33 protein-coding genes are annotated in these 19,848 nt (G+C 64.3%); 5 read left to right on the forward strand and 28 right to left on the reverse strand.

All coding sequences use genetic code 11. The annotated features are described in order from the left end of the window. Nucleotides 1–17 precede the first annotated feature (17 nt). The 7 genes from HYH07_RS09340 to nifH all read right to left on the reverse strand — a co-directional run bounded on the left by HYH07_RS09340 (nt 18) and on the right by nifH (nt 5,670). Complete coding sequence (locus HYH07_RS09340) at nt 18–860, reverse strand: electron transfer flavoprotein subunit beta/FixA family protein (protein ID WP_220002215.1); 843 nt, start codon at nt 858–860, stop codon at nt 18–20. A 182-nt stretch (nt 861–1,042) separates the two neighbouring features. After that, entirely contained in the window at nt 1,043–1,372 is a 330-nt protein-coding gene (gene nifW, locus HYH07_RS09345) for a nitrogenase stabilizing/protective protein NifW (RefSeq protein ID WP_220002216.1), read from the reverse strand. After that, a complete protein-coding gene (gene cysE, locus HYH07_RS09350; protein ID WP_220002217.1) occupies nt 1,365–2,156 on the reverse strand; it encodes a serine O-acetyltransferase in 792 nt (263 codons plus the stop codon). The genes nifW and cysE overlap by 8 nt, the downstream gene beginning before the upstream one ends. A gap of 7 nt (nt 2,157–2,163) precedes the next feature. Then, nucleotides 2,164–3,345: a homocitrate synthase gene (gene nifV, locus HYH07_RS09355; RefSeq protein ID WP_220002218.1), complete on the reverse strand. Its 1,182-nt coding sequence runs from the start codon at nt 3,343–3,345 to the stop codon at nt 2,164–2,166. 143 nt (nt 3,346–3,488) lie between these two features. Next, nucleotides 3,489–3,995: a Fur family transcriptional regulator Irr gene (irr, locus tag HYH07_RS09360; RefSeq protein WP_228749329.1), complete on the reverse strand. Its 507-nt coding sequence runs from the start codon at nt 3,993–3,995 to the stop codon at nt 3,489–3,491. Continuing rightward, nucleotides 3,986–4,684, reverse strand: coding sequence for a nitrogen fixation protein NifQ (locus tag HYH07_RS09365; RefSeq protein ID WP_312016656.1), 699 nt, complete (start codon nt 4,682–4,684; stop codon nt 3,986–3,988). Before HYH07_RS09365 ends, irr begins: the two co-directional genes overlap by 10 nt. Before the next feature lie 101 nt (nt 4,685–4,785). After that, complete coding sequence (nifH, locus tag HYH07_RS09370; RefSeq protein WP_220002220.1) at nt 4,786–5,670, reverse strand: nitrogenase iron protein; 885 nt, start codon at nt 5,668–5,670, stop codon at nt 4,786–4,788. A gap of 391 nt (nt 5,671–6,061) precedes the next feature. Between nifH and HYH07_RS09375 the strand changes: the two genes are divergently transcribed. After that, nucleotides 6,062–6,496, forward strand: coding sequence for a response regulator (locus HYH07_RS09375; protein WP_220002221.1), 435 nt, complete (start codon nt 6,062–6,064; stop codon nt 6,494–6,496). 68 nt (nt 6,497–6,564) lie between these two features. On the opposite strand, the gene HYH07_RS09380 is transcribed toward HYH07_RS09375, so the two are convergent. The 3 genes from HYH07_RS09380 to HYH07_RS09390 are packed head-to-tail and all read right to left on the reverse strand — an operon-like array spanning nt 6,565 to nt 7,498. Then, nucleotides 6,565–6,918 (reverse strand): ferredoxin, encoded by a 354-nt coding sequence (locus tag HYH07_RS09380; protein WP_220002222.1) that lies wholly within the window; start codon nt 6,916–6,918, stop codon nt 6,565–6,567. Next, nucleotides 6,915–7,250 (reverse strand): Grx4 family monothiol glutaredoxin, encoded by a 336-nt coding sequence (gene grxD / locus HYH07_RS09385; RefSeq protein ID WP_220002223.1) that lies wholly within the window; start codon nt 7,248–7,250, stop codon nt 6,915–6,917. The genes HYH07_RS09380 and grxD overlap by 4 nt, the downstream gene beginning before the upstream one ends. Before the next feature lie 14 nt (nt 7,251–7,264). Beyond that, entirely contained in the window at nt 7,265–7,498 is a 234-nt protein-coding gene (locus HYH07_RS09390) for a BolA family protein (protein ID WP_220002224.1), read from the reverse strand. Between the two features lie 356 nt (nt 7,499–7,854). Between HYH07_RS09390 and HYH07_RS09395 the strand changes: the two genes are divergently transcribed. The 4 genes from HYH07_RS09395 to HYH07_RS09410 are packed head-to-tail and all read left to right on the forward strand — an operon-like array spanning nt 7,855 to nt 9,737. Further along, on the forward strand, nt 7,855–8,334 hold the full coding sequence (locus HYH07_RS09395) for a M48 family metallopeptidase (RefSeq protein WP_220002225.1): 480 nt from the start codon (nt 7,855–7,857) through the stop codon (nt 8,332–8,334). A 7-nt stretch (nt 8,335–8,341) separates the two neighbouring features. After that, nucleotides 8,342–8,671 carry an iron-sulfur cluster assembly protein gene (locus tag HYH07_RS09400; RefSeq protein ID WP_220002226.1) on the forward strand — a complete coding sequence of 110 codons (330 nt, stop codon included), beginning with the start codon at nt 8,342–8,344 and terminating at the stop codon, nt 8,669–8,671. A 38-nt stretch (nt 8,672–8,709) separates the two neighbouring features. Beyond that, a complete protein-coding gene (locus HYH07_RS09405) occupies nt 8,710–9,477 on the forward strand; it encodes a dienelactone hydrolase family protein (RefSeq protein WP_220002227.1) in 768 nt (255 codons plus the stop codon). Between the two features lie 14 nt (nt 9,478–9,491). Continuing rightward, the gene (locus HYH07_RS09410) at nt 9,492–9,737 is read left to right on the forward strand and encodes a hypothetical protein (protein ID WP_220002228.1); all 246 of its coding nucleotides are present in this window, start codon (nt 9,492–9,494) and stop codon (nt 9,735–9,737) included. 12 nt (nt 9,738–9,749) lie between these two features. Here the strand turns inward: HYH07_RS09410 and HYH07_RS09415 are convergent, their stop codons facing one another. The 18 genes from HYH07_RS09415 to nifS all read right to left on the reverse strand — a co-directional run bounded on the left by HYH07_RS09415 (nt 9,750) and on the right by nifS (nt 19,842). After that, a complete protein-coding gene (locus tag HYH07_RS09415) occupies nt 9,750–10,178 on the reverse strand; it encodes a group II truncated hemoglobin (RefSeq protein ID WP_220002229.1) in 429 nt (142 codons plus the stop codon). Nucleotides 10,179–10,199: 21 nt separating this feature from the next. Beyond that, nucleotides 10,200–10,367 (reverse strand): hypothetical protein, encoded by a 168-nt coding sequence (locus HYH07_RS09420; protein ID WP_220002230.1) that lies wholly within the window; start codon nt 10,365–10,367, stop codon nt 10,200–10,202. A gap of 13 nt (nt 10,368–10,380) precedes the next feature. Beyond that, the gene (locus tag HYH07_RS09425) at nt 10,381–10,830 is read right to left on the reverse strand and encodes a Rieske 2Fe-2S domain-containing protein (RefSeq protein WP_220002231.1); all 450 of its coding nucleotides are present in this window, start codon (nt 10,828–10,830) and stop codon (nt 10,381–10,383) included. 16 nt (nt 10,831–10,846) lie between these two features. Further along, nucleotides 10,847–11,071: a hypothetical protein gene (locus HYH07_RS09430; RefSeq protein ID WP_220002232.1), complete on the reverse strand. Its 225-nt coding sequence runs from the start codon at nt 11,069–11,071 to the stop codon at nt 10,847–10,849. A gap of 16 nt (nt 11,072–11,087) precedes the next feature. Then, nucleotides 11,088–11,396 carry a 2Fe-2S iron-sulfur cluster-binding protein gene (locus HYH07_RS09435; RefSeq protein ID WP_220002233.1) on the reverse strand — a complete coding sequence of 103 codons (309 nt, stop codon included), beginning with the start codon at nt 11,394–11,396 and terminating at the stop codon, nt 11,088–11,090. Nucleotides 11,397–11,430: 34 nt separating this feature from the next. Then, the gene (locus HYH07_RS09440) at nt 11,431–12,639 is read right to left on the reverse strand and encodes a DegT/DnrJ/EryC1/StrS aminotransferase family protein (RefSeq protein ID WP_220002234.1); all 1,209 of its coding nucleotides are present in this window, start codon (nt 12,637–12,639) and stop codon (nt 11,431–11,433) included. Next, the gene (locus tag HYH07_RS09445; protein ID WP_220002235.1) at nt 12,636–12,905 is read right to left on the reverse strand and encodes a hypothetical protein; all 270 of its coding nucleotides are present in this window, start codon (nt 12,903–12,905) and stop codon (nt 12,636–12,638) included. The genes HYH07_RS09440 and HYH07_RS09445 overlap by 4 nt, the downstream gene beginning before the upstream one ends. A 14-nt stretch (nt 12,906–12,919) precedes the next feature. Next, nucleotides 12,920–13,279 carry a hypothetical protein gene (locus tag HYH07_RS09450; RefSeq protein WP_220002236.1) on the reverse strand — a complete coding sequence of 120 codons (360 nt, stop codon included), beginning with the start codon at nt 13,277–13,279 and terminating at the stop codon, nt 12,920–12,922. Nucleotides 13,280–13,289: 10 nt separating this feature from the next. Beyond that, nucleotides 13,290–13,529, reverse strand: a complete 240-nt coding sequence (locus tag HYH07_RS09455; RefSeq protein ID WP_220002271.1) for a nitrogen fixation protein NifZ — start codon at nt 13,527–13,529, stop codon at nt 13,290–13,292. After that, entirely contained in the window at nt 13,529–13,846 is a 318-nt protein-coding gene (locus tag HYH07_RS09460) for a nitrogen fixation protein NifZ (protein WP_220002237.1), read from the reverse strand. Before HYH07_RS09460 ends, HYH07_RS09455 begins: the two co-directional genes overlap by 1 nt. After that, entirely contained in the window at nt 13,843–14,616 is a 774-nt protein-coding gene (locus tag HYH07_RS09465; protein WP_220002238.1) for a 4Fe4S-binding leucine-rich repeat protein, read from the reverse strand. The genes HYH07_RS09460 and HYH07_RS09465 overlap by 4 nt, the downstream gene beginning before the upstream one ends. After that, nucleotides 14,613–15,140, reverse strand: coding sequence for a hypothetical protein (locus tag HYH07_RS09470; RefSeq protein ID WP_220002239.1), 528 nt, complete (start codon nt 15,138–15,140; stop codon nt 14,613–14,615). Before HYH07_RS09470 ends, HYH07_RS09465 begins: the two co-directional genes overlap by 4 nt. A 13-nt stretch (nt 15,141–15,153) precedes the next feature. After that, on the reverse strand, nt 15,154–15,462 hold the full coding sequence (locus tag HYH07_RS09475) for an iron-sulfur cluster assembly accessory protein (RefSeq protein ID WP_220002240.1): 309 nt from the start codon (nt 15,460–15,462) through the stop codon (nt 15,154–15,156). Nucleotides 15,463–15,474: 12 nt separating this feature from the next. Beyond that, nucleotides 15,475–15,699 carry a 4Fe-4S binding protein gene (locus tag HYH07_RS09480; protein ID WP_220002241.1) on the reverse strand — a complete coding sequence of 75 codons (225 nt, stop codon included), beginning with the start codon at nt 15,697–15,699 and terminating at the stop codon, nt 15,475–15,477. 10 nt (nt 15,700–15,709) lie between these two features. Beyond that, the gene (gene nifB / locus HYH07_RS09485; protein ID WP_220002242.1) at nt 15,710–17,272 is read right to left on the reverse strand and encodes a nitrogenase cofactor biosynthesis protein NifB; all 1,563 of its coding nucleotides are present in this window, start codon (nt 17,270–17,272) and stop codon (nt 15,710–15,712) included. Nucleotides 17,273–17,561: 289 nt separating this feature from the next. Continuing rightward, nucleotides 17,562–18,428 (reverse strand): SIR2 family protein, encoded by an 867-nt coding sequence (locus HYH07_RS09490; RefSeq protein ID WP_220002243.1) that lies wholly within the window; start codon nt 18,426–18,428, stop codon nt 17,562–17,564. Further along, on the reverse strand, nt 18,428–18,649 hold the full coding sequence (nifT, locus tag HYH07_RS09495; RefSeq protein ID WP_220002244.1) for a putative nitrogen fixation protein NifT: 222 nt from the start codon (nt 18,647–18,649) through the stop codon (nt 18,428–18,430). Before nifT ends, HYH07_RS09490 begins: the two co-directional genes overlap by 1 nt. Then, nucleotides 18,646–19,842: a cysteine desulfurase NifS gene (gene nifS, locus HYH07_RS09500; protein WP_220002245.1), complete on the reverse strand. Its 1,197-nt coding sequence runs from the start codon at nt 19,840–19,842 to the stop codon at nt 18,646–18,648. Before nifS ends, nifT begins: the two co-directional genes overlap by 4 nt. Nucleotides 19,843–19,848: the final 6 nt, after the last annotated feature.

A 19,848-nucleotide genomic window follows, 5' to 3' on the forward strand; every position in this document is an offset into this window, starting at 1 on the left:
TGCTTGCTCCCCTCGCCTCAATAGCCGCGCGCCAGCGCCGCGAGCTCGGTCTCGAGCGTGGGCTGACGCTTGAAGATGGCGTCGATCAGTGCCTCCGCCGGTTGCTCGCCCGCCTCGATCAGCACCGCCTTCTCGCTGCGCGCCGCCGGTGCGAACACGCGCTTGACGATGGTGGGCGAGCCGCGCAGGCCGCATTTGGAGATATCCTCGACGCCGGCATCCTGCGCGCTCCATTTCACGATTGCCGCGCGGGCGGCGCGCAACGCATCGGCCATCGCACCACGGCGGATCTGGTTGGTCGCCTCCAGCATGGTCACAAGACACGGCAGCCTGGTGCGCAGGATCTGCACGCCGCCTTCGGAGCGCCGTTCCGCATCGATCGTACGGGCCTCCAGATCAACAGCATTGATCTTTGCGACATAGGTCAGCTGCAACAGGCCGAGCCGCTTGGCGATGCCCGGGCCGACCTGCGCGGTATCGCCGTCGATGGTCTGCTTGCCCGTGAAGACGAGATCGGGCGCGCCGAACTCGGTCGAGATCTTGCGGATCGCGGTGGTGAGCGCGTAGGTGGTGGCGAGAGTATCGGCGCCGGCGAAGAAGCGATCGGTCAGCAGCACGGCGCGATCGGCCCCGAAGGTCAGCGCCTTGCGAAGACTGTCCTCGGCCGAGGGCGGCCCCATGGTGAGCACGGTAACCTCGCCGCCGGACTTGTCGCGCAGCTCGAGGGCCGCTTCGAGCGCGAACAGGTCGTACGGGTTGATGATGGTCGGCACCCCCTGACGCATGATGGTGTTGGTCACGGGATGCACGCGGATCTGCGCGGAATCAGGGACCTGCTTGATGCAGACGACGATGTGCATGCGCTTCTCCAGGACTTAAGTTCACATGAAGAACAGCAAGTGTCGTACCAACTGTCGGCCCAACAAAAATCGGATGCGGATACAGCGACTTAGGAAAGCGACGGTATCGGCTGCTTCAGGTGGAGGCGGCGGAGCCGACAACACCGCCGCGACATGCGTCGCAAATACGACAGAGCGCGGCCTCACTTCAGCGTGCCGATCTGCACCAATGTCGGACCCTTGCTCGGCTGCGGCGCGACGGCGTCCTTCAAAACCTTGAAGACGCGCTGGTCGATCGGCGAGGACGCGACGAAATCCGCATAAGCGCGCTCCAGCACCGCCCTGCACCGCTCCGCCACGACCTCGTCGGACGCGCCGGCAAACTCCTCTCCGGCGAGGTACTGGCCCATCCGCCGCAGGATATGAAGCCGCGCCACGTTGACGATTTTCGGATCGTAGTTGACGCCGAGGAGGGTGAAGAATTCTTCGGCCGACGACGCCTTGTTGAGTTGTGCCAGGATTCCATCAGCCATTGTCGGGCTCCATCGGTTTCTGCGGCGCTAGACACGTCCTATTCGACGTCGCTGTCTCGCCGTCATCCCTGGCACGCCTCTGCATGTGGGTCAGCCGCGCCTCCAGGAACTCGACGCGGTCGAGCAACACGGCGATGGCATCGCCGACGGGATCCGGCATCAGATGATGATCGAGATCGATTCGGCCGACGACGCGGCGATGACTGAGCTGCGGGCGCACCACGCGCGCGGGAATACCGACCACGGTGACGTCGGGCGGTGTACTGTCGATCACCACCGAATTGGCTCCGACGCGGGAGCCGGCGCCGACCGTGATCGGCCCGAGAATCTTCGCGCCCGCCCCGACCACGACGCGATCCTCCAGTGTCGGATGGCGCTTGCCCGGAAACCACGAGGTGCCGCCGAGCGTGACGCCGTGATAGAGCGTCACGTCGTCGCCGATCTCCGCGGTCTCGCCGATCACGACGCAGGCGCCGTGATCGATGAAAAAGCGCCGGCCGATGCGCGCGCCTGGATGGATGTCCACATTGCTCGCAAAGCGGCCGAACCAGGACAGAAGCCGCGCCGGAAACCGCCATCCATCCAGCCAAAGCCGATTGGCGATCCGGTACCAGATCACGGCGTGGACGCCGGGATAGGTCAGGATCGTCTCCAGCTGGCCGCGCGCGGCAGGATCGCGTTGGCGTACGCAGGCGATGTCCTCCCGGATCAGCTTGAGCAGAGACGGCCTGACCGGTCCGGGAGGAGACGGTTCGGCGAGCGGAATGTCGACGACACAGGCCATGGTCACCTCATGCGCAGTTGAGAAGCGAGCGCCCGCGCACCTCGCGCCAGATCGCCGTCACCGTTTCGCGCGCGACCGCCCCCTTATGCTCGACGGCATGCTGGCGAACACGGGCGAGAACGGACTTCGCTTCCTCCGTACTGACGGATAGCTCGAGCTCGGCCAGCAGCGACGTAATCGCCGCGAGGCCCGAGTGCTTGCCGATGACGATGCGGTTGCAGCGGCCGAGCAGGCCCGGATCCAGTGCCTGATAGGTGCGCTGGTCCTTCAGGAGGCCATCGACGTGAATGCCTGACTCGTGAGTAAAGACGTGCTCGCCGACGATCGCCTTGTTCAGCGGAATGGCCCGCGCCGCCGCGGTCGCGACCACCGACGCAATGTTCTCCAGTTCGGACAGCACCACGCCGGTGTCGCAGCCATAGAGCTGCTTGAGCGCGACTGCAACTTCCTCCAACGGGGCGTTGCCGGCCCGCTCGCCAAGCCCGATCACCGTCACCGAGGCATGCGTGGCACCGGCCTTGATCGCGGCAAGCGTGTTGGCGGTCGCCAGGCCCAGATCGTCGTGACCATGGAATTCGAGCTCGAGATCGGTCGTGGCGCGAAGTGCCGCCAGCAGGGCGAAGGACGCGTCAGGATCGAGCACGCTGAGTGTATCGGCGATGCGGAAGCGTCGTGCACCTGCGGCCTTTGCGGTTGCGATCAGCTCAACCAGGAAATCGACGTCGGCGCGCGAGGAATCTTCGCCACCGACCGCGATGTCGAGGCCCTTGTCGCGGGCATAGCCGACCACGCGCTTCACCTGCTCTAGCGCCGCTTGCCGGCTACCGCCGAGCTTGGCTGCGATCTGGACGTCGGAGGCAGGGATCGAGACGTTCACCATGGAGACGCCGGCCTCGATGGCCGCGTCGACATCGGAGGACTTCATCCTGCACCAACCGATGATCGTCGCTGGCAGGCCGGCCTCGACGATCGCGCGGATCGCAGCAATCTCCTCATGGCCCATCGCCGGTGTCCCGGCCTCTATCTCCACGATACCGGCCCGCGCCAGCGCGCTGGCGATGGATACCTTTTCGGCGGTCGTGAAGGCCACCCCGGGCGCCTGCTCGCCGTCGCGCAATGTCGTGTCGTTGAGCACAATCGATCTCGGTCGCACCTTGTCGGACAGCGACGTCTTGCCGGCGAATGCCATCGGAAGGCTCCGTATTTCAACTTCCGCCGACATCTCAGCAACCGCCGTGCCATCCCGACAGCACCGGCCAGGCAATTGAAATCGTTGACTTTACCGGCGGTGACGGGCTTTGTCGCAAATGCGACAGGGTCGGAAAGGCGACGTCACATGTCGCCAGGCTTGCGGCGGATGTGAATGATGATGTCGAGCCTGGTGATCTCGTGTCCCGGCAAGGCTTCGGGCACCTGCTCGAGCACGAGCCTTTCCGGCACATCGATCAGGATGTCCTCACCGACGAGATAGAAATGCGGATGCACGCTGGTGTTGGTGTCGAAGAAGGAACGCGATCCGTCTGGACCGATCCGCCGCAGCAATCCGGCTTGCGTGAACTGGTTGAGAGTGTTGTAGACGGTCGCAAGCGACAAATAGACGTCGGCTTCGAGAGCCTCGCTGTGGAGCATCTCGGCGGTGACGTGACGATCGCCTTTGCCGAACAACAATTCGGCCAGCCTCACACGCTGACGCGTCGGACGCAGGCCCGCCTCGCGCAGCAGCCGCACCGAGTTGGTGCCGCCGCCGGACGACTCGGCCCAAGCGCGCGGCCCCAGCTCCGGCGACACCGCGACGGATCTTTCCGTGATGGCGTCCATGTCCATTGGTCTCAGGTCCATCCGCTGCCACCGGACATGGATTGATCGCCGCCGGCGCGCAAAAATTCCCGCCGGCGTTCGGCCATGCGGCTCTCGCCGCTCTCCTCGCCGAAGCAGAGATCGAAATCGCTGCATTGGGTGCAGACCGGCGTCGTACACATCACGAAGCCGTCGTCTTCGCAGAGCATGCGGTAGAAGAAGCGCTTCCACCGCATATTCCTGGTGTTGCGGCTCGCCAGGGGCGCGAAATGGCGCGTCAGGAGACGCGACAGTTCCGGACGCTCGCGCAGTCCGAGATCCTCCCACAGATGGTTCGGCTCCATCGCGCGGCGAGCCACCATCATGGCGAGCCACCGACCGACCTCGCCGTCCGTCGAACGCTGCGCGAGCAGGAGATCGCGCACCATGACGACCTCGTCGTCGATCTCCGCGCCGGATCTCGGCATCCACCCGAAGGCGCGGACCATAGCCGAAGGGAAACAACTGGCGAGGAGATTGTTCAACTCATGCTCGGACAGGCCCGCGCGCTCTGCAATCGGGCCGCCATCCATCACGGCCGCGGCCAGGATCGAGGCCAGGACATGACGATCGAAATCATCGTCGGCGCCAATGTCGGCCTCTGCCGGATCGCAGCCGGTCAGCAGGCGGTAGAACTCTATCCCCGCATCCGGAGCACCGGCACCTGCCGGTGGATGCGCTGTGGTTTCGATGGCACTCGCTTGCGCCGCAATCACGGAACGCTCCGCCTGATATGCCGCAGGATCGTTGAAATGTGCCGGCCTCGCCGATGCGGGGGAGGCCGGCACGATGCTCAGGCGGTCGCGAGCTCGGCGGCGGTCTTGCCGATCTGGCTTTCGTCGACTGCCTTCATGATGCCGTGCTCCATCAGCATGTCCTCGAGCTCGTCCATGCTGATCGGTGTCGGGATGATGCCCTTGCCGCCGTTGGCGTGGATCTTGGCCGCGAGGTTGCGATAGTGATCTGCCTGCTTGGAATCAGGCGCATATTCCAGCACCGTCATGCGGCGCAGCTCCGCGTGCTGCACGATGTTGTCGCGCGGCACGAAGTAGATCAGCTGGGTGCCGAGCTTCTTGGCCAGCGCTTCCGCCAGCTCCAGCTCCTTGTCCGTCTGTCGTTCGTTGCAGACCAGGCCGCCGAGACGCACGCCGCCCGAATTGGCATACTTCAGAATGCCCTTGGAAATGTTGTTGGCGGCGTACATCGCCATCATCTCGCCGGACATGACGATGTAGATCTCCTGCGCCTTGTTCTCGCGGATCGGCATCGCAAAACCGCCGCAGACGACGTCGCCGAGCACGTCGTAGGACACATAGTCGATGTCCTCATAGGCGCCGTTCTCTTCCAGGAAGTTGATCGAGGTGATGACGCCGCGGCCGGCGCAGCCGACGCCCGGCTCCGGACCGCCGGACTCGACGCAGCGGATGTCCTTGTAGCCGACCTTCATGACGTCCTCGATTTCGAGGTCCTCGACGCTGCCGGCGTTGGCCGCGAGGCTCAGAATCGTATCCTGCGCCTTGGCGTGCAGGATCAGGCGGGTCGAGTCCGCCTTGGGGTCGCAGCCGACGATCAGGATCTTGTGACCCATCTCGGCAAGCGCCGCGAGCGTGTTCTGCGACGTCGTCGATTTGCCGATACCACCCTTGCCGTAAAACGCGATTTGTCTCAGTGAAGACATGTTGCTCTCCATCAACCGATTGCCAATGACTCCGCGCTTCTCGCGCGAGATTGCTTCTCTCTCAGAAGCGTGGGCCCGCGGGGTTCGGGAAGGAGAACATCGCTCGCCATCGGCGTCGGCGTGTTCTCAGCCCTCACTCGTTGTTGCTGCATCCAAATAGCAACTGGCGTGCCATTCGCTGCGCGCGCACTAAGAGGCTGATCGCACTCGCGAAATATATCGCCCCCGGCAACCGACAGCAGCTGTGTCGAACCCTACAGAGGTAGGGCCTCTGTCAGAAACCGGACAAGGATCGCAGCGACGGCGGTGCAAAAGCACCGCGATATCGGCTGCGCGATGCGGAACGGAAATTGCTAACTCTGATTTCGAGGCGATGTGAGGAGAACGACAGATGCAGATCGGTGTCGAGACAGCCAAGGCCGTCGACCAGCGGCGCGTGTTCGTGGTCGACGAAGACGAGATCACTCGTGCAGCGCTCCAGTTCATGCTGCACGACGAGATCGAGACGCACGAGCTCGCCACGCCGGAAGAAGCCTACGCCAGGGGCGTTGACTGGCTGAAGCCGGACGTCGTGCTGCTCGGCGTCTCTTTCCTGAAGGCGCGCGGCCCCACCCTGATCGGCGAGCTCGGCAGCAGATTTCCGGGCGTGCGCATTCTCGTCGTCACCGACAAGTCCGACGAGGCCACTGCGGTCGAGGCGATGAAGGCCGGCGCCCATGGCGCGGTGGTGAAGCCGCTGACGCTGGAAGGCGTCCGCAAGAAAGTCGACACGATCCTCGGCCGCGGTGGCGCCGCGCCGCTGGTCCAGCTCAGCATGATGAAATAAAGAGATAGTGCTGTTGCATCGCGGCTGCACATTGCTGTGCCCTCTCCCCTTGCGGGAGAGGGCAGCTCCTAGCTCCGCGCCAGCACCATGACCAGGCGATCGACGCGGCGGCCCTGCTTCAGGTGCTCCTCGACGATCTCGTCGATGTCCTCCGGAGTCGTGGGCCGGTACCAGACACCGTCGGGATAGACGACCATCAGGGGACCGGCGCCGCAGAAGCCGAGGCACCCAGACGCAGTGAAGCCGACGTCGGTGAGGCCTATCGCCTCGATCGCCTTGCCGAGCCGTTCCCACAACGGCGCGCCGCCGGCCGCGCCACAGCTTCCGCGCGGATGGCCCGGCGGCCGCTGGGTGTGGCAGGCGAAGACGTGATGGCGGTAGAGCTGCGGAAGCTCGAACTCCTCGCTCATTCCGTCGCTCATGACGCCGCCACCGCGACGCCCTTGTCGTTCAACACTGCGGCCAGTTCCCCCAGCTTGAACATCTCGCGCACGATGTCGCAGCCGCCGATGAACTCGCCCTTGACGTAGAGCTGGGGAATGGTCGGCCAATTCGAGAACGATTTGATGCCGTCGCGGATATCAGGGTCGGTGAGCACGTTGATGCCGGTGAAGGGCACGCCGAGGCCGTTCAGGATCTGCACGACGGTGCCGGAGAAGCCGCATTGTGGCGCGGCCGGCACGCCCTTCATGAACAGCACGACGTCGCTGCCCGCGATCATGTCCTTGATACGTTGTTCGGTCGGATTGCTCATGCATCTATCCTTGTTCATTTCGGCACGGCGGTTTCGAGTGCGAGCGCATGTAGCGCCTCGCCCATTTGTCCCTTCAGGGCGGCGTAGACCATCTGGTGCTGCTGAATGCGGCTCTTGCCGGCAAAGGCTCGCGAGACGACGCGCGCGCCGTAATGATCGCCGTCGCCGGCAAGGTCGGTCACGATCACATGGGCGTCGGGAAACGCCTCCTTGATCAATTGCTCGATGTCGGGTCCCGCCATCGCCATGTCGCACACTCCTGCTTTGCGCTCGCTCCATGCAAGCGCCAAACCAGTTGCGGAACACGAGCGTCCAGAGGGACTTGCGCGCCTGACGTCGCCGTGATGTCCGACTTCCGACAACACCGCGCATGTGCGTGTCGATGACATGACGAACCCAACCGGTCCCGCTCCGGCCATGGCGACGACGTCTCGCGACGCCGCGAATCGAAGCGCTTTCGCGGTGTTTCTCGTCCGGCCCGGCTTTTGCTTCATGATGACAGCCTCCGTATTGCGATACGCCAGACGAGGAACTCGAAATTGTGTCACGCAGCGTGCAGTAGATCGGGTGATCGGCGCCGAATCCCGACGATGGCGAGGGGCTCATGACGGCCGTGCTCGTCGATTCCGACGGCATCAATTTCGGCGAGCTCGCGCCCGAGATCGATTCGTTGCTCCAGCAGGGAGTCATCAGTTACCGGCGCGACCCGCTCGAAGCCGATCGCATCTTTCGCCAGGCCTTGGATGCGGCGCCGACGGAGCTCGCGGTGTATTTCTGCCTCTACAAGACCCACACCTATCGCGGCCGTCTCGATGAGGCCCAGAGCATCGCGGAGCAAGGCATGCGCGAGGCCGCGGCCCAGGCCGGCTGGAGCCAAGATTGGCGGAGCTGGCAGCCGCAAGCCGGGCTGCCTGATGGCGCCGGTCGCTTCGCGCTCTATACGTTGAAGGCGCTCGCCTTCATCCACCTGCGCAAGGACGAACAAGAGCAGGCTCACGAGCTGCTCGTGGCACTACGCCGGCTCGACCCCACGGGCGCGGTCGGCTGGCCGGTCGTAGCCGACCTCGCCGAAGGGCTCCAGTGAGATGCCAATGACGACCACAGAGCTTTCCGACAACGACACGCTGATCACCGGCATCATCGCAGCGCTCAGGACCGTGCACGATCCCGAAATCCCCGTGAACATCTACGACCTCGGCCTGATCTATCGGATCGAGCCGAGGAGCGACGGCCTGGTCGAGATCGACATGACGCTGACCGCGCCGGGCTGTCCGGTCGCAGGCGAGATGCTGAGCTGGGTGGAGAAGGCGGTGATCGAGGTCGGCGGCGTCGAGACGGTCGCGGTGCGGCTGGTGTTCGACCCGCCCTGGGACTCATCGCGGATGACCGACGACGTCAAGCTCGAGCTCGGCCTGCTCTAGCGCAACAACCATAGGCCCACCGGAGAGGAGAGGATGTGATGATCCAACTGACCGCCAGTGACGGAGCGAGTTTCTCCGCCTATCGTGCCGAGCCCGCAGATGCGCCCAAGGGCGCCGTCGTCGTCCTTCAGGACGTTTTCGGCGTCACGCCGGAAATCCGTAAGGTGGCCGATGCCTTCGCGGCCAAGGGCTACGTCGCGATCGCACCATCCCTGTTCGACCGGGTCAAGCCGGGCGCCAATTTCGGTCACGATGAAGGCAGCAAGGCCGAGGGTGCCGCCATCAGCGTACGGATCGGCAGGGAGCAGGCGATCTCGGACATCCAGACCACCGTGGACGCGGTGAAGGACGCCGGCAAGGTCGCGGTCGTCGGCTATTGCTGGGGCGGCGACCTCGCCTATGCCGCGGCCAACAAGGTCAGCGGCATCGCCTGCGTGATCGGCTACGACGGCAGCGAAACCGTCGCCGACTATCGCGAGAAGCGCAAGGTGCCGACGCTGCTGCATTTCGGCGAGAGCGACCCTGAGCTGCCGCTCGAAGCCATCGCGCAATTCCGCGCCTGGCGGCCCGACGTCAGCGCCTTCACGTATCCCACAGCGGCCCAGGGCTTCAGCTGCGACGAGCGCGGCAGCTATCGCGAGGATGCGGCGGCGAAGGCGCTGGAACGGACCCTGTTCTGGATCTCGCAATATGTCGAAGGCCAGCAGCCGATTCTGCTGAAGAATGCCGGCGCCTATGCCCAGGCGAAGACCGAGAGGAAGAAAAAGAAGAAGGCCGAGGACGATCTCGGACCGCCGATGGATTGAGGGAGGTCCGAAAGATGCTGCCGACAACGATCCTCATCGACGACGCGCCGCGCTGCGTGGTGCGGCCGACCGATACCAAGGATCTCAATCGCTTCATTCGCAACGGCAGGACGTTCCTGCTGGCCGAGAACCCCGAAGGCAAGATCACGCACCGCGCGGCGACCGAAACCGAGATGGACAAGTGGCAGAGCGGCCTTGCCTTGCACAGGGCATGGGGCGGCGCCGAGGAAGAGTTTTTTGGCTTGCCGCTGTCGGATTGACGGAGCGCCGCCTCAGGCGTGCCCGCCGCGCGCATCGTGCGGATTTCCGGCCTGGTTGCGCATCCAGTCGGCGAGCTTGGTGAGGGCGGCGTCGAGCTCCCCGCGCGCCGCGTCGTCCGCGACCGTCTCCTCCAGCGCGCCGCGCATGCAGAGCAGCCACGCGTCGCGCTCGGCGCTGCCGATCGGAAAACCCATGTGGCGCTGGCGCAGCCGCGGATGGCCCTTCTCCGGCGAATAGAGTTTTGGGCCGCCGGTCCATTCGCTGAGGTAGCGCTTCAACACCTGCTTGGTCGACGTGAGGTCGTCCGCATGCATGGCGCGAATGCGGGCGGCTTCGGGCAGCGCGTCCATCCGCCGGTAGAAGCTTTCCACCAGGCGATCGATGGCAACAGGGCCGCCGATCCGATCGAACATTGAAACAGTGACCACCGTGTCGCTCATGCCGATGCCTTCTTTACGCTTCTATTCGTCCATGCTGGGCGAAAGAATAACCTCCGCTGGTGCGCCCGGGCCTTGATCGGCGACAAATTCCAGCGCGGACACGCGCGAAAGTCCGTCGCCGCTGTCGATCAGGACAACGGCGTCCTCCGGTAATCGCTTCAGCCAATCGAGCAGTTGAGCGACGGTCACGACCAGTCCTCCGCTAATCCGGGTGGATCATGATTTCCATGGTCTCGTCATGATCGTCGAATGCGTCGAACGGACGATCGTCCTCGACCAGCCGCTCGCCGCACAGGCAGACCTCGCCATCGACCACCGCCAACGCTATCGGCTGGAGGCTCTTGCCGTTGCAGGGGCCGTCGATACACAGCCCGCTGTCGATCTCGAACGTCGCGCCGTGACGGCCGCATTTCAGGAACGCGCGGTCCTGCGTGAAGAAATCGCCGCTGCCGATATTGAGCCAGACCCCATCATGCGGGCAGGCGTTGACGTAACCGACATAGGCGTTGTCGTGGGTCCGGATCACGACGATCGGGAACGGCCGGCTTTCGCCTGATGCGTCGATCCGCGACAGGCTGAACGCCCTGGCGCCGCCGCGCTCGATCTCGTCGCTCGCGCAGATGACGAAGACCTCGATTTCCTGCGTGCCCATGCCCGTCTCCCGAAGCCTAGGCCGCCGCCGGCGCGGCCGCCTGCTTCAGCGCTGTCAGCTCATCGCGCGTCAGACGGAACACACCCCGCCCGCCCGCGAAAGCCTGGTAGACGTCGCCGGCCTTGTCGCTGAGGAAGTTGAACCAGGCCTGCGGCGTGAGGTTTTGAGGCCGCTCGCTGATCTCGACCACGGTGCCGTTCGGCGCGAAGCGCGCGTGAAGAATGACGTTCTGCGTGTCCATCGTTCCTCTCCCGCGCTCACAGGCCCGACGAGAAGCCGAGCAGCTCGATCTTGACGTCCTCGGTGCCGAGCACGGTGGCCTGGCAGGCGAGGCGCGACTTCGAGCCGACGCCGACGATCGAATCGAGCTTCTCGTTCTCGAGCTTTGCGATCTTCGACAGGCCTTTGCGCCCCTCCTGCACGAAGATATGGCATGAGCCGCATTTGGCCTGACCTTCGCATTTGTGTGGGATAGCGATCTGGGCCCCCAGCAGCGCGGCCAGCAGTGTCGTACCCTCCGCGACCTCGATGGTCTTGCCTTCCGGCATGATGGTCAGTGTCGTCATGGTCCTCATCCTCTCTGTTATGCGAATTCGTGGTTCAGTAGATCGCCGCCCCCGCACCCACGTTGATCGAGGCGTCCTTCATGGTCTCGACGATGAATTCGATCTGGCTGTCGGTGAGATGGGTATGAAACGGGAGCGCAATGGCACGATCGGCGATCTTTTCGGTGACCAGCAGATCGCCGCGCCGGTAGCCGAGATCAAAATAATGACGCTGCAAGTGCAATGGATGGCTGTAGGCGATCGCCTCGACCTGCTCGACGCGGAGGTCCTCGGCAATGGCGTCGCGGCTGGAGCGGGTGAAGCGCGTGCCGAGATGCACGAGATAGAGGAACCAGTTCACCTCGGTTACATCGGGCGCGACATAAGGCGGCTTGATACCCTCGAAGGACTGCACATGCGTCGCATAGAGCTGCTCGACCAGCCGGCGGCGTTCGATGATCTCGTCGATGCGCTTGAGCTGAGCCAGCCCGAGCGCGGCCGCGAGATCGCTGAGTCCGGCCTGATAGGGCGCGGCCGAGCCGACCACGACCGAAGAGCGCTCGCTCAGCCGGTGCGAGCGGTGACGCCGCAGCGTCACGGCAAGGTCGATATCGTCGGTCACGACCATGCCGCCCTCGCCGCAGGTCAGCAGCGATGGCTGCGCGAAATCGAACACGGCGACGTCGCCGAAGCTGCCGACCAGCCTCTGCTTGTAACGCGAACCGATCGCCTCGGTGGAATCCTCCAGCAGGACGAGACCGTGCCGGGTCGCGATGTCGCGGAGGTCCGACCAGGGCGCCGGGTGGCCATTGGTATTGGCCGCGAGAATGGCTCGCGTGCGCGGCGTGATGCGCTCCTCCACCTTCGCCGGCGCCAGGTTGCCGGACCAATAGTCGATGTCGGCAAACACCGGCCGCGCGCCGGCAAGGCTGATCGCGTGCGCGGTTTCGCGAAATGAATAGGAGGAGGCAATGACCTCGTCACCGCCGCCGATGCCATACGCCTTCAGCGCGAGCAGAAGGCCGATGGTGCCGCTCGGCACCGCGATCGCATAGGCCCGGCCGACATAGGCTGCAAACGCCGCCTCGAATTCCTCCGCCAGCGGACCGCTGGAGAGCCGCGGCGAGCGCAGCACGGCGTCGACCGCCCCGATCTCCGCCAGCGTGACGTCCGGATCGGACAGTGCAATAAAGTCGCGAGTCGTCTCGACCGGCGCCTCGCCGATCTCCGCGACGTCGTCATAGGCGAGAGCCGGCTCCATCATGACGCGGCCGCCCGCTTTGCCAGCACGATGCCGGTGGCGCGCGCCGGATCGTCGGTGATCGCAGCACAGTGATCGCTACCATCAAGCAGATGCAGGTCGAAAAGATCGAAGCTACGGTATGGCGTCTCCGTCACGTCGGAAGCATCGCAGCGGATCCAGGCCAGATGCGGGAATTTCTGCCGCAGCTCGAGATAGGCCTGCGGCGTCGCGTTTGGCGATTTCAGCATCTGCTCGATTGCAGCGAGTTCGATTGCAGCCAGTGCCATTTCCCCCACTCCTGCTATTGCCAGAACACGCGTTCGGGATCGGCGTTCAGGACATCGGTCGCCGACACCAGCCGCTGATGCACCCCATGCAGCTCCCAGGAGTCCGCCGCGTGATTCTTGCGAAACAGCTTCCAGCTCGCGCCAACCGCATCGTGATGCAGCAAAGCCACATCGATGACGCCGCCCTCCGCATCGATATTGCGTGAGCAGCACGGGCTCTCGATGAGATAGCCGCCGGTCACGCCCCTCACGACCGGCGAGACGTAGCGATAGCGCTTGCGTGATCCGAGGGCCCGCTCGATCCGCTTGCGGTCGAGCTCATTGGGATGCGCTGGCAGGTGCGCGCCCGGCTGTCTGAGGACCGCGGCGTTCATCGTGGCATCCCTATAGTGGACTGATTTCTTCTTCGAGGCAGCCCACCACCAGCCGCTCGCCGAATTCGACGAGATAGATCGGCAGATTGGCGTCGGTATGCCGGCCGACCTGCACGATCTCCCCGGTGTGGCCGATGCCGACGAGCAGCCCCTCGGCCGGCGCGTCGGGAAACGAGCCATCGTTATGCAGGTCCACCGCGGCCTTCACGCGCTGGCCCCATTGGTACTTTGGCAGTTTGGGTTCGATCATCATGATGCAGCCTCCGGCAGCGGAATGTCCTCGACCGCGTCGCGCGGGGTGACGGGATCGAGCTCCTTGCGCTTCATCCCGACGCGGTTACCGCTGTCGAGGAATTCGACGCCATAGATGTAGAATTGCTGCAGGAAGGTGCCGATCGAGACCACGTAGCCAATCTCGCCCTTCTTGGCGAGGATGTCGCCGATCTCCTTGCCGGCATAGGTACCGTCATTGCGGATGGTGCGCTTGGCCCGCACCTTCTCGCCGAAGCTGAAGAACGGCGGTGCCGTCAGCTCGACGACGTCGCTGTCACGGACGATGTTGCTCATGCGGATGTCCCCGTTCCTCGCTCGAGCCGCACCGCGATGCGCGATCGCGCGACCTCGCGCACCAGGCTATCCTGATCCTCGACGAGCCCCGTGAGCTCGCCGGCTGCTGCGCGGCTCGCGACCTCGTAGCGGATGCGCCAGTCGGGATCGCGGCGCATGAGCGCCAAACGCTCAGGCGACAGGCGCTGCGCGACCTCGAACCGCACCGTTGCGTCGCGGTCGTTGATCATGCCGAGCAGCCATTCGTCGGGGATGCGCCGGGCGACGACACGGCGGACTTCCGTCTCCTCGTCATTGATCATCCGACCGAGCAGCACCGGCGCCAGCCGACGCGCGACAACGAGGCGAACATAGTAATCGGCGTCGGATGCCATCGACAGCAGATCGTCGCCGTCGATCAGGGTCGCAACCCGCATCCTGACCTCGCGATGCGGATCTCCACGCAATTGCAGTGCATAGCGTCTGGGCAGGCGGCGGACCGCGTTCCAGCGCACGGTTTCGTCGACATCGCCGAGCAGCGGCGGCAGCAGGAACAAGTTGGCGAATTTCGCCGCGATCGCACGCACCTCGAAATGAGCGTGGCTAAGGTAGCCGTCGGCGAGGCCGGGATTCCAGTTGAAGAACCGGTCGATACGGCGTGCGTAGCGGTCGTTGACGCAGGCGTGCCTGATGCGACAACCGCCGGCGTCGTTGAGCGCCAGATGGGGGCAAGCCGCGCAATCGACCTGCTGGCCACGCCAGTCGCGGGCCTCGTCGATGTCGTCAGTCATCGTCCTGCCCCCATTCGCTCGACCACGCCAAGAAGGACCTTGGCGCCGATCTTGTCAGTGGGATCGAGCTCCAGCAGTTTCTCGACCGCCAGCCGCCCTTCCGCGGTTTCGCCGAGGCGCATCTGCAAATAGGCGTAGCCCTTCAACGAGAACAGGAAGAAGCGCGGCAGGATGTTCTCGTAGCGACCGAACTCGGCATCGCTCGCTCGCACCCGGTGCCAGTCGGCGGGCAGATTGTTCTCCTCCGCTGCCTTCAGGAGGCAGCGCCGGGCGACGTTGAGCGCTTCGGCAAGTCGTCCCTTGTAAAAATAGAAGCGATAGAGGCCGATCAGCACGGCGGCGTGACCGGGGGCGAGCGCCTCGGCTTCGTGCAGGTGACCTTCCGCAATGTCGTCCAGATGATAGGAAAGCCCCGCCTCCCACAAATGACGTTCTGCCTCGCTCGGCAGCCCGTGCCCGAGCAGGGCGCTGGTGACCAGCGCCTCGTTGATCTCGACCTGCGGGCTGACGAACGTGTCCGGCATCGCTCTCGCCTCTTCAGTGATGTCCGCAGGAGACCTGCCTCGGATCGTGGAACACGAGCCCGGTCTGGGTCGCCGTATCGGCGAAATCGATGGTGACGCCGTCGAGCAGCAACCGGCTCTCGGCCGGCAAGAACAGCTTGACACCGTCGCGTTCGACCACCGCGTCACCCGCCTGCGGTTCTGCGCGTACGCTGATGTCGGCAGCAAGGCCCGAGCAGCCGCCCGGGCTGACCGCGAGGCGGAAGCCGCTCCCCGCGCTGCCGTCCACGCGGAGCATCATGCGCATGAACTTTTGCGCCGCTGGTGTGATCGTGAAGTTCATCTCTTTTCTCCGTCAGGCCGGCGCCTGGTAGCGCGGCAAGGACGTATCGACGACACAGGTGTTGTCGACCGGACAGACCGCCACGCATTGCGGCTCGTCGAAATAGCCCAGACACTCGGTGCACTTTTTCGGATCGATCACGAACGTGCCACCCTTCTCGGAGATGGCGACGTTCGGGCATTCGGGCTCGCAGGCCGAACAGCTCGTGCACTGCGAGGCGATGATCTTGAACGGCATCGGTCTCTCCTCAGGCCGCCGAAATCAGCGCGCCCTGGCGGATGGCGGCATCGCCGCGCTCCACATGGGTGATCTCACCGCTATTGACCTTGTCGAGATAGGCCTTGAACCAGGCGATCGCCGACTTCTCGATGAACTCGTGCGCGTATTGATCGACCGGCTCGATACCTGCCTTGATCAGGTCGCCCTTCGGGCACCCGCCGATCTTGGCCACGAACACGGCGTGGCAATCGTTGATGGCCCGGATGATGGTCTCGAGACTGTCCTCCTCGCCGTAGCCGCCCTGGCAATAGAGATCGACGCGGCGGTGGCCGACGAACTTTGCGCCCGCGGTGGAGAGTTCGTAGACCTGGAACTCCTTGGCGTGACCGAAGTGCTCGTTGATCAGGCCAGAGCCCTTGGTCGCGACCGCCGCCAGCACCTTGATATCGCTGGATGCACCCGCGAGCTCGGCGAGCTCCTCCTGCTTGGCTGCGACCTTGGCGACGCGCTCCTCCTCGACCTTCTCCTGATACGCCTTGCGGGTGTCGGCGTCGTACTTGACCTCCATGGCCATGATCTTCTCGGTGGTGAACTCGGCGCTGCGGTCCTCGCCGAGCAGACCGACGGCGTCAGCCCGGCACTGCCGGCAGTGCCGCATCATGTTCATTTCGCCTTCGCAGGAATCCTGAAGGGCTTTCAACTCCTGTGCGCTCGGGCCGCGCTGGCCGTTCAGGCCGAACACCGTGCCGTGCTCGGGCGCGGAGATCAGCGGCATGATGTTGTGCAGGAACGCGCCGCGCGATTTCACGGCTCTGTTGACCTCGACCAGGTGCTGGTCGTTGATCCCGGGGATCATCACGGAATTGATCTTGCAGAGGATGCCGCGCTCGGTGAGCATTTCCAGGCCCTGGAGCTGGCGATCGGTCAGGATCTTGGCGGCCTCGTAGCCGGTGTAGCGTTTGTGCTTGTAGAAGATCCAGGGATAGATCTTGGCGCCGATCTCGGGATCGACCATGTTGATCGTGATGGTGACGTGGTCGACATTGTACTTCGCAATGGTATCGACGTGATCCGGCAGCATGAGGCCGTTGGTCGATAGGCACAGCTTGATGTCGGGCGCGGTGTTGTAGATCAGCTCGAAGGTCTTGAAGGTCTTTTCCGGATTGGCGAGGGGATCGCCGGGGCCGGCGATGCCGAGCACGGTCATCTGCGGAATGGTGGAGGCAACCGCCAAAACCTTCTTGGCGGCCTGCTCGGGCGTCAGCTTCTCGCTGACGACGCCGGGGCGCGATTCATTGGCGCAGTCGTACTTGCGATTGCAGTAGTTGCACTGGATGTTGCAGGCCGGCGCGACCGCCACGTGCATGCGCGCATAATGATGGTGCGCTTCTTCGCTGTAACAGGGATGGTTCTTCACCTTCTCCCAGATTTCGGTCGGCAGGTCGCCCTGGCCGGCCTGCGATCCGCAACTTGCTTTGCCACTGCCGCCAGTGGTGCCGCAGCCCTTGTGCTCGGCGATGGCCTGCATGATCTCGCCGACTTCGGCGACGTGACCGTTGCTGCTGGCGTCGTGTTGCGCTGATACGTCCATATGCTCAGTTCTCCTTGCAAGGCCGAACAGATTTTGCGGGGCTCGGATTTCGAGAAGCGTCCTAAGATTCGTTCTAGAAAGGTATTAGCAACCTGCATGCCACCGTCGCTTCGTTCGGTTTTGCTGCTTGCTTCAAGGAGTTAGCGCGCATACTGCAGAATGTCGGGTTGCCAACGCGTGTTGGAAAGATGACAGACTCGACGTCGTCGACGCCATGCAGCGATGCGCGCAAGACCGCCGCGCGAAACTCCGTCCGCGCGGCCAAGCCGGATCGTCGATGCAAAGAGGATCAGCTCGCCAATACGATCTCGATGGCGCGCGCAAGCGGGATTGCGAGCGGAGTGAGGCCCTGGCTGACCAGGAAGCGTAATTCGTTCTTCGACAGCGTGTCGGGCTCAACGACGGCATAATGGGTGTCGCTCGAACGCTTCGAGACCTGTCGCGCATAGATGCGCAGCAGTTGGTCGTTGAACCGGCAGCCGAGGAACAGGAAGCTGCGGCCGGTGCGCCGCGCCTTCACCTCGTCCGGGATCGGTGTCTGAATGTCGATCTCGGTCAGCACCTCGACGTAGTCGGCATCTGAGATCAGAAAGTTCTTGGCCGGCGCAATGCTGCCGTGGGGCTTGTAGAGGATCGTGGTCCAGTCCCTGGCCTGCGCGCGGTCAACCTCCTGGCCAGCGGCGTCGTAGAACCGGTACCACCGATCCTCGCCGATGCCGGCGCGGGTGATGCCCTGGATCTCGCCCCAATCGGCGCGCTCGGCGAGTGCACTTCGCATCGCGCCATCGTACCAGCTGTCGACGATCAGCGGCAGCGGCAAGGTGGCGAGATGGCGATGCAGCGCGGTCGGTGCGACTGGGCTGGCAAAGGCATCCGCCATCAGCGCGGTCACCGTGGCGCGGTGTCTGGTGCTCTCGATGTGTTGCGCCGAAGCCCAGGCATTGCCGCGGGCGCGGCGCGGCAGCGCCACCTTGGTGCCGAAGAAGGCCGCCAAGGCTTCCGGCTTCATCGGCACGGCCGGTTCGGCGAGTTCGGCGACGCCCGGCCCGAGATAGGGAATGACAGTGCCGCCACGCAACTGCGTGACGACGCCGCGAAGGATAGCCTCTGCATCGGCGGGATTGGCGAAGTCGATCTGCGGGACCGGCGCGTTCATCACTCGTCTCCCTCTCCGCCGCGCTTCCTGGCGTTGATCGTGATCGGCAAATTGGTATCGGCGGCCATCTGCGGCAGGTCGAGGACCCAGCCATTGGCGATCTTGATCCAGCCGCCCCACAGGGTCTCGTGCTCGGCTTCGACGATCGGTTCCTCAAGATCCTTTTTCGGCACGTAGATCGACAGGCCGGTCTCTGGGGAACGGCGAATCATGACTTTCATAGACTCATCTCCGCTGGACGAGAGGTGTCGCTCGCGCGCTCTTGCCACGACGGAGACAATGCTCTCAATTTCGAAAGGATATCCGGCAGCACCTGCAGGACGTGGTCGATTTCCTCGGACGTGGTCTCGCGGGACAATGAGAAGCGGATGGCGCCACGCAACGCCTGCGGCGGCACGTTCATCGCGCGCAGCACATGCGAGGGCTCCATCGAGCCGGAAGCGCAGGCCGATCCCAGCGACGCAGCGATGCCGGCGCGGTTCAGATGATGAATGATCGCCTCGCCTTCGACATGCTCAAAGGCGATGTTCGAGGTGTTCGGCAGCCGGCTCTTGAGGTCACCCAGCACCATGCAGTGGCCAAGCTGCAGGATCTCCTGCTCCATCCGGTCGCGCTGCAGGGCAACCGCGGTCCGCTCCTGCTCGAGCCGGCTCGCGGCGAGTTCGGCCGCCTTGCCCAAGCCGACGATGCCGGGAACGTTCTCGGTGCCGGCGCGGCGGCGCCGCTCCTGCGGACCGCCCTGGATCAGCGGCTTGAACTTGGTGCCCTTGCGCACATAGAGCGCGCCAATCCCCTTGGGACCGTGCAGCTTGTGGCCCGACAGCGACAGCATGTCGATCTCGGTGGCCTTCAGGTCGATCGAAATCCGTCCGACCGCCTGCACCGCATCGGTGTGAAACAGCGCGCCCGCCGAGCGGGCCATTTTCGCCAGGAACTCGACCGGGAAAATTGTGCCGGTCTCGTTGTTGGCCCACATCACGGACGCGATCGCCGTGCGAGGGCCGAGCGCACGCCTGTAGGCCTCGATGTCGAGCCGACCACGCCGGTCCACGGGAATGAGATGGCTCTTGATGCCGCGGCGCGCGAGATCCTCGACCAGCGACAGCACCGCGGGATGCTCTACAGCGGTGGTGACAATCTCGTCGCGCCCTTCCTGTACGGAGAGCGCCGACAGGATCGCCGTATTGTCGGACTCGGTCCCACCCGAGGTGAAGACGATCTCGTGATCGAACGCTGCGCCGACCAGGCCTTGAACGCTACGACGCGCCTCCCTCACCGCCTGGGCGACGTCGCTACCGAAGGCGTGCGCCGAAGATGCGTTGCCAAACTGATCCGAAAAGAACGGCAACATCGCCGCGACGACCGAAGGATCCGTGCGGGTCGTCGCGTTGTTGTCGAGGTAGATCGGCCGCACGAAACC

It is taken from the genome of Bradyrhizobium sp. BR 10261, assembly GCF_019455395.1.
GTDB lineage: Bacteria > Pseudomonadota > Alphaproteobacteria > Rhizobiales > Xanthobacteraceae > Bradyrhizobium > Bradyrhizobium manausense.

Bases quoted from the DNA above. Each gene is read 5' to 3' on its own strand.
- HYH07_RS09415 (WP_220002229.1), bottom strand. From the start codon at position 10,178: ATGAGCGACACGGTGGTCACTGTTTCAATGTTCGATCGGATCGGCGGC.
- irr (WP_228749329.1), bottom strand. From the start codon at position 3,995: ATGGACCTGAGACCAATGGACATGGACGCCATCACGGAAAGATCCGTC.
- HYH07_RS09430 (WP_220002232.1), bottom strand. From the start codon at position 11,071: ATGGACACGCAGAACGTCATTCTTCACGCGCGCTTCGCGCCGAACGGC.
- HYH07_RS09395 (WP_220002225.1), top strand. From the start codon at position 7,855: ATGACGGCCGTGCTCGTCGATTCCGACGGCATCAATTTCGGCGAGCTC.
- HYH07_RS09445 (WP_220002235.1), bottom strand. From the start codon at position 12,905: ATGGCACTGGCTGCAATCGAACTCGCTGCAATCGAGCAGATGCTGAAA.
- nifW (WP_220002216.1), bottom strand. From the start codon at position 1,372: ATGGCTGATGGAATCCTGGCACAACTCAACAAGGCGTCGTCGGCCGAA.
- HYH07_RS09390 (WP_220002224.1), bottom strand. From the start codon at position 7,498: ATGGCGATGGCGGGACCCGACATCGAGCAATTGATCAAGGAGGCGTTT.
- HYH07_RS09475 (WP_220002240.1), bottom strand. From the start codon at position 15,462: ATGAACTTCACGATCACACCAGCGGCGCAAAAGTTCATGCGCATGATG.
- HYH07_RS09375 (WP_220002221.1), top strand. From the start codon at position 6,062: ATGCAGATCGGTGTCGAGACAGCCAAGGCCGTCGACCAGCGGCGCGTG.
- nifB (WP_220002242.1), bottom strand. From the start codon at position 17,272: ATGGACGTATCAGCGCAACACGACGCCAGCAGCAACGGTCACGTCGCC.
- HYH07_RS09340 (WP_220002215.1), bottom strand. From the start codon at position 860: ATGCACATCGTCGTCTGCATCAAGCAGGTCCCTGATTCCGCGCAGATC.
- HYH07_RS09425 (WP_220002231.1), bottom strand. From the start codon at position 10,830: ATGGGCACGCAGGAAATCGAGGTCTTCGTCATCTGCGCGAGCGACGAG.
- HYH07_RS09440 (WP_220002234.1), bottom strand. From the start codon at position 12,639: ATGATGGAGCCGGCTCTCGCCTATGACGACGTCGCGGAGATCGGCGAG.
- nifT (WP_220002244.1), bottom strand. From the start codon at position 18,649: ATGAAAGTCATGATTCGCCGTTCCCCAGAGACCGGCCTGTCGATCTAC.
- HYH07_RS09480 (WP_220002241.1), bottom strand. From the start codon at position 15,699: ATGCCGTTCAAGATCATCGCCTCGCAGTGCACGAGCTGTTCGGCCTGC.
- HYH07_RS09380 (WP_220002222.1), bottom strand. From the start codon at position 6,918: ATGAGCGACGGAATGAGCGAGGAGTTCGAGCTTCCGCAGCTCTACCGC.
- HYH07_RS09455 (WP_220002271.1), bottom strand. From the start codon at position 13,529: ATGATCGAACCCAAACTGCCAAAGTACCAATGGGGCCAGCGCGTGAAG.
- cysE (WP_220002217.1), bottom strand. From the start codon at position 2,156: ATGGCCTGTGTCGTCGACATTCCGCTCGCCGAACCGTCTCCTCCCGGA.
- grxD (WP_220002223.1), bottom strand. From the start codon at position 7,250: ATGAGCAATCCGACCGAACAACGTATCAAGGACATGATCGCGGGCAGC.
- HYH07_RS09435 (WP_220002233.1), bottom strand. From the start codon at position 11,396: ATGACGACACTGACCATCATGCCGGAAGGCAAGACCATCGAGGTCGCG.
- HYH07_RS09460 (WP_220002237.1), bottom strand. From the start codon at position 13,846: ATGAGCAACATCGTCCGTGACAGCGACGTCGTCGAGCTGACGGCACCG.
- HYH07_RS09470 (WP_220002239.1), bottom strand. From the start codon at position 15,140: ATGCCGGACACGTTCGTCAGCCCGCAGGTCGAGATCAACGAGGCGCTG.
- HYH07_RS09450 (WP_220002236.1), bottom strand. From the start codon at position 13,279: ATGAACGCCGCGGTCCTCAGACAGCCGGGCGCGCACCTGCCAGCGCAT.
- nifH (WP_220002220.1), bottom strand. From the start codon at position 5,670: ATGTCTTCACTGAGACAAATCGCGTTTTACGGCAAGGGTGGTATCGGC.
- HYH07_RS09400 (WP_220002226.1), top strand. From the start codon at position 8,342: ATGACGACCACAGAGCTTTCCGACAACGACACGCTGATCACCGGCATC.
- nifV (WP_220002218.1), bottom strand. From the start codon at position 3,345: ATGGCATTCGCCGGCAAGACGTCGCTGTCCGACAAGGTGCGACCGAGA.
- HYH07_RS09410 (WP_220002228.1), top strand. From the start codon at position 9,492: ATGCTGCCGACAACGATCCTCATCGACGACGCGCCGCGCTGCGTGGTG.
- HYH07_RS09465 (WP_220002238.1), bottom strand. From the start codon at position 14,616: ATGACTGACGACATCGACGAGGCCCGCGACTGGCGTGGCCAGCAGGTC.
- HYH07_RS09490 (WP_220002243.1), bottom strand. From the start codon at position 18,428: ATGAACGCGCCGGTCCCGCAGATCGACTTCGCCAATCCCGCCGATGCA.
- HYH07_RS09405 (WP_220002227.1), top strand. From the start codon at position 8,710: ATGATCCAACTGACCGCCAGTGACGGAGCGAGTTTCTCCGCCTATCGT.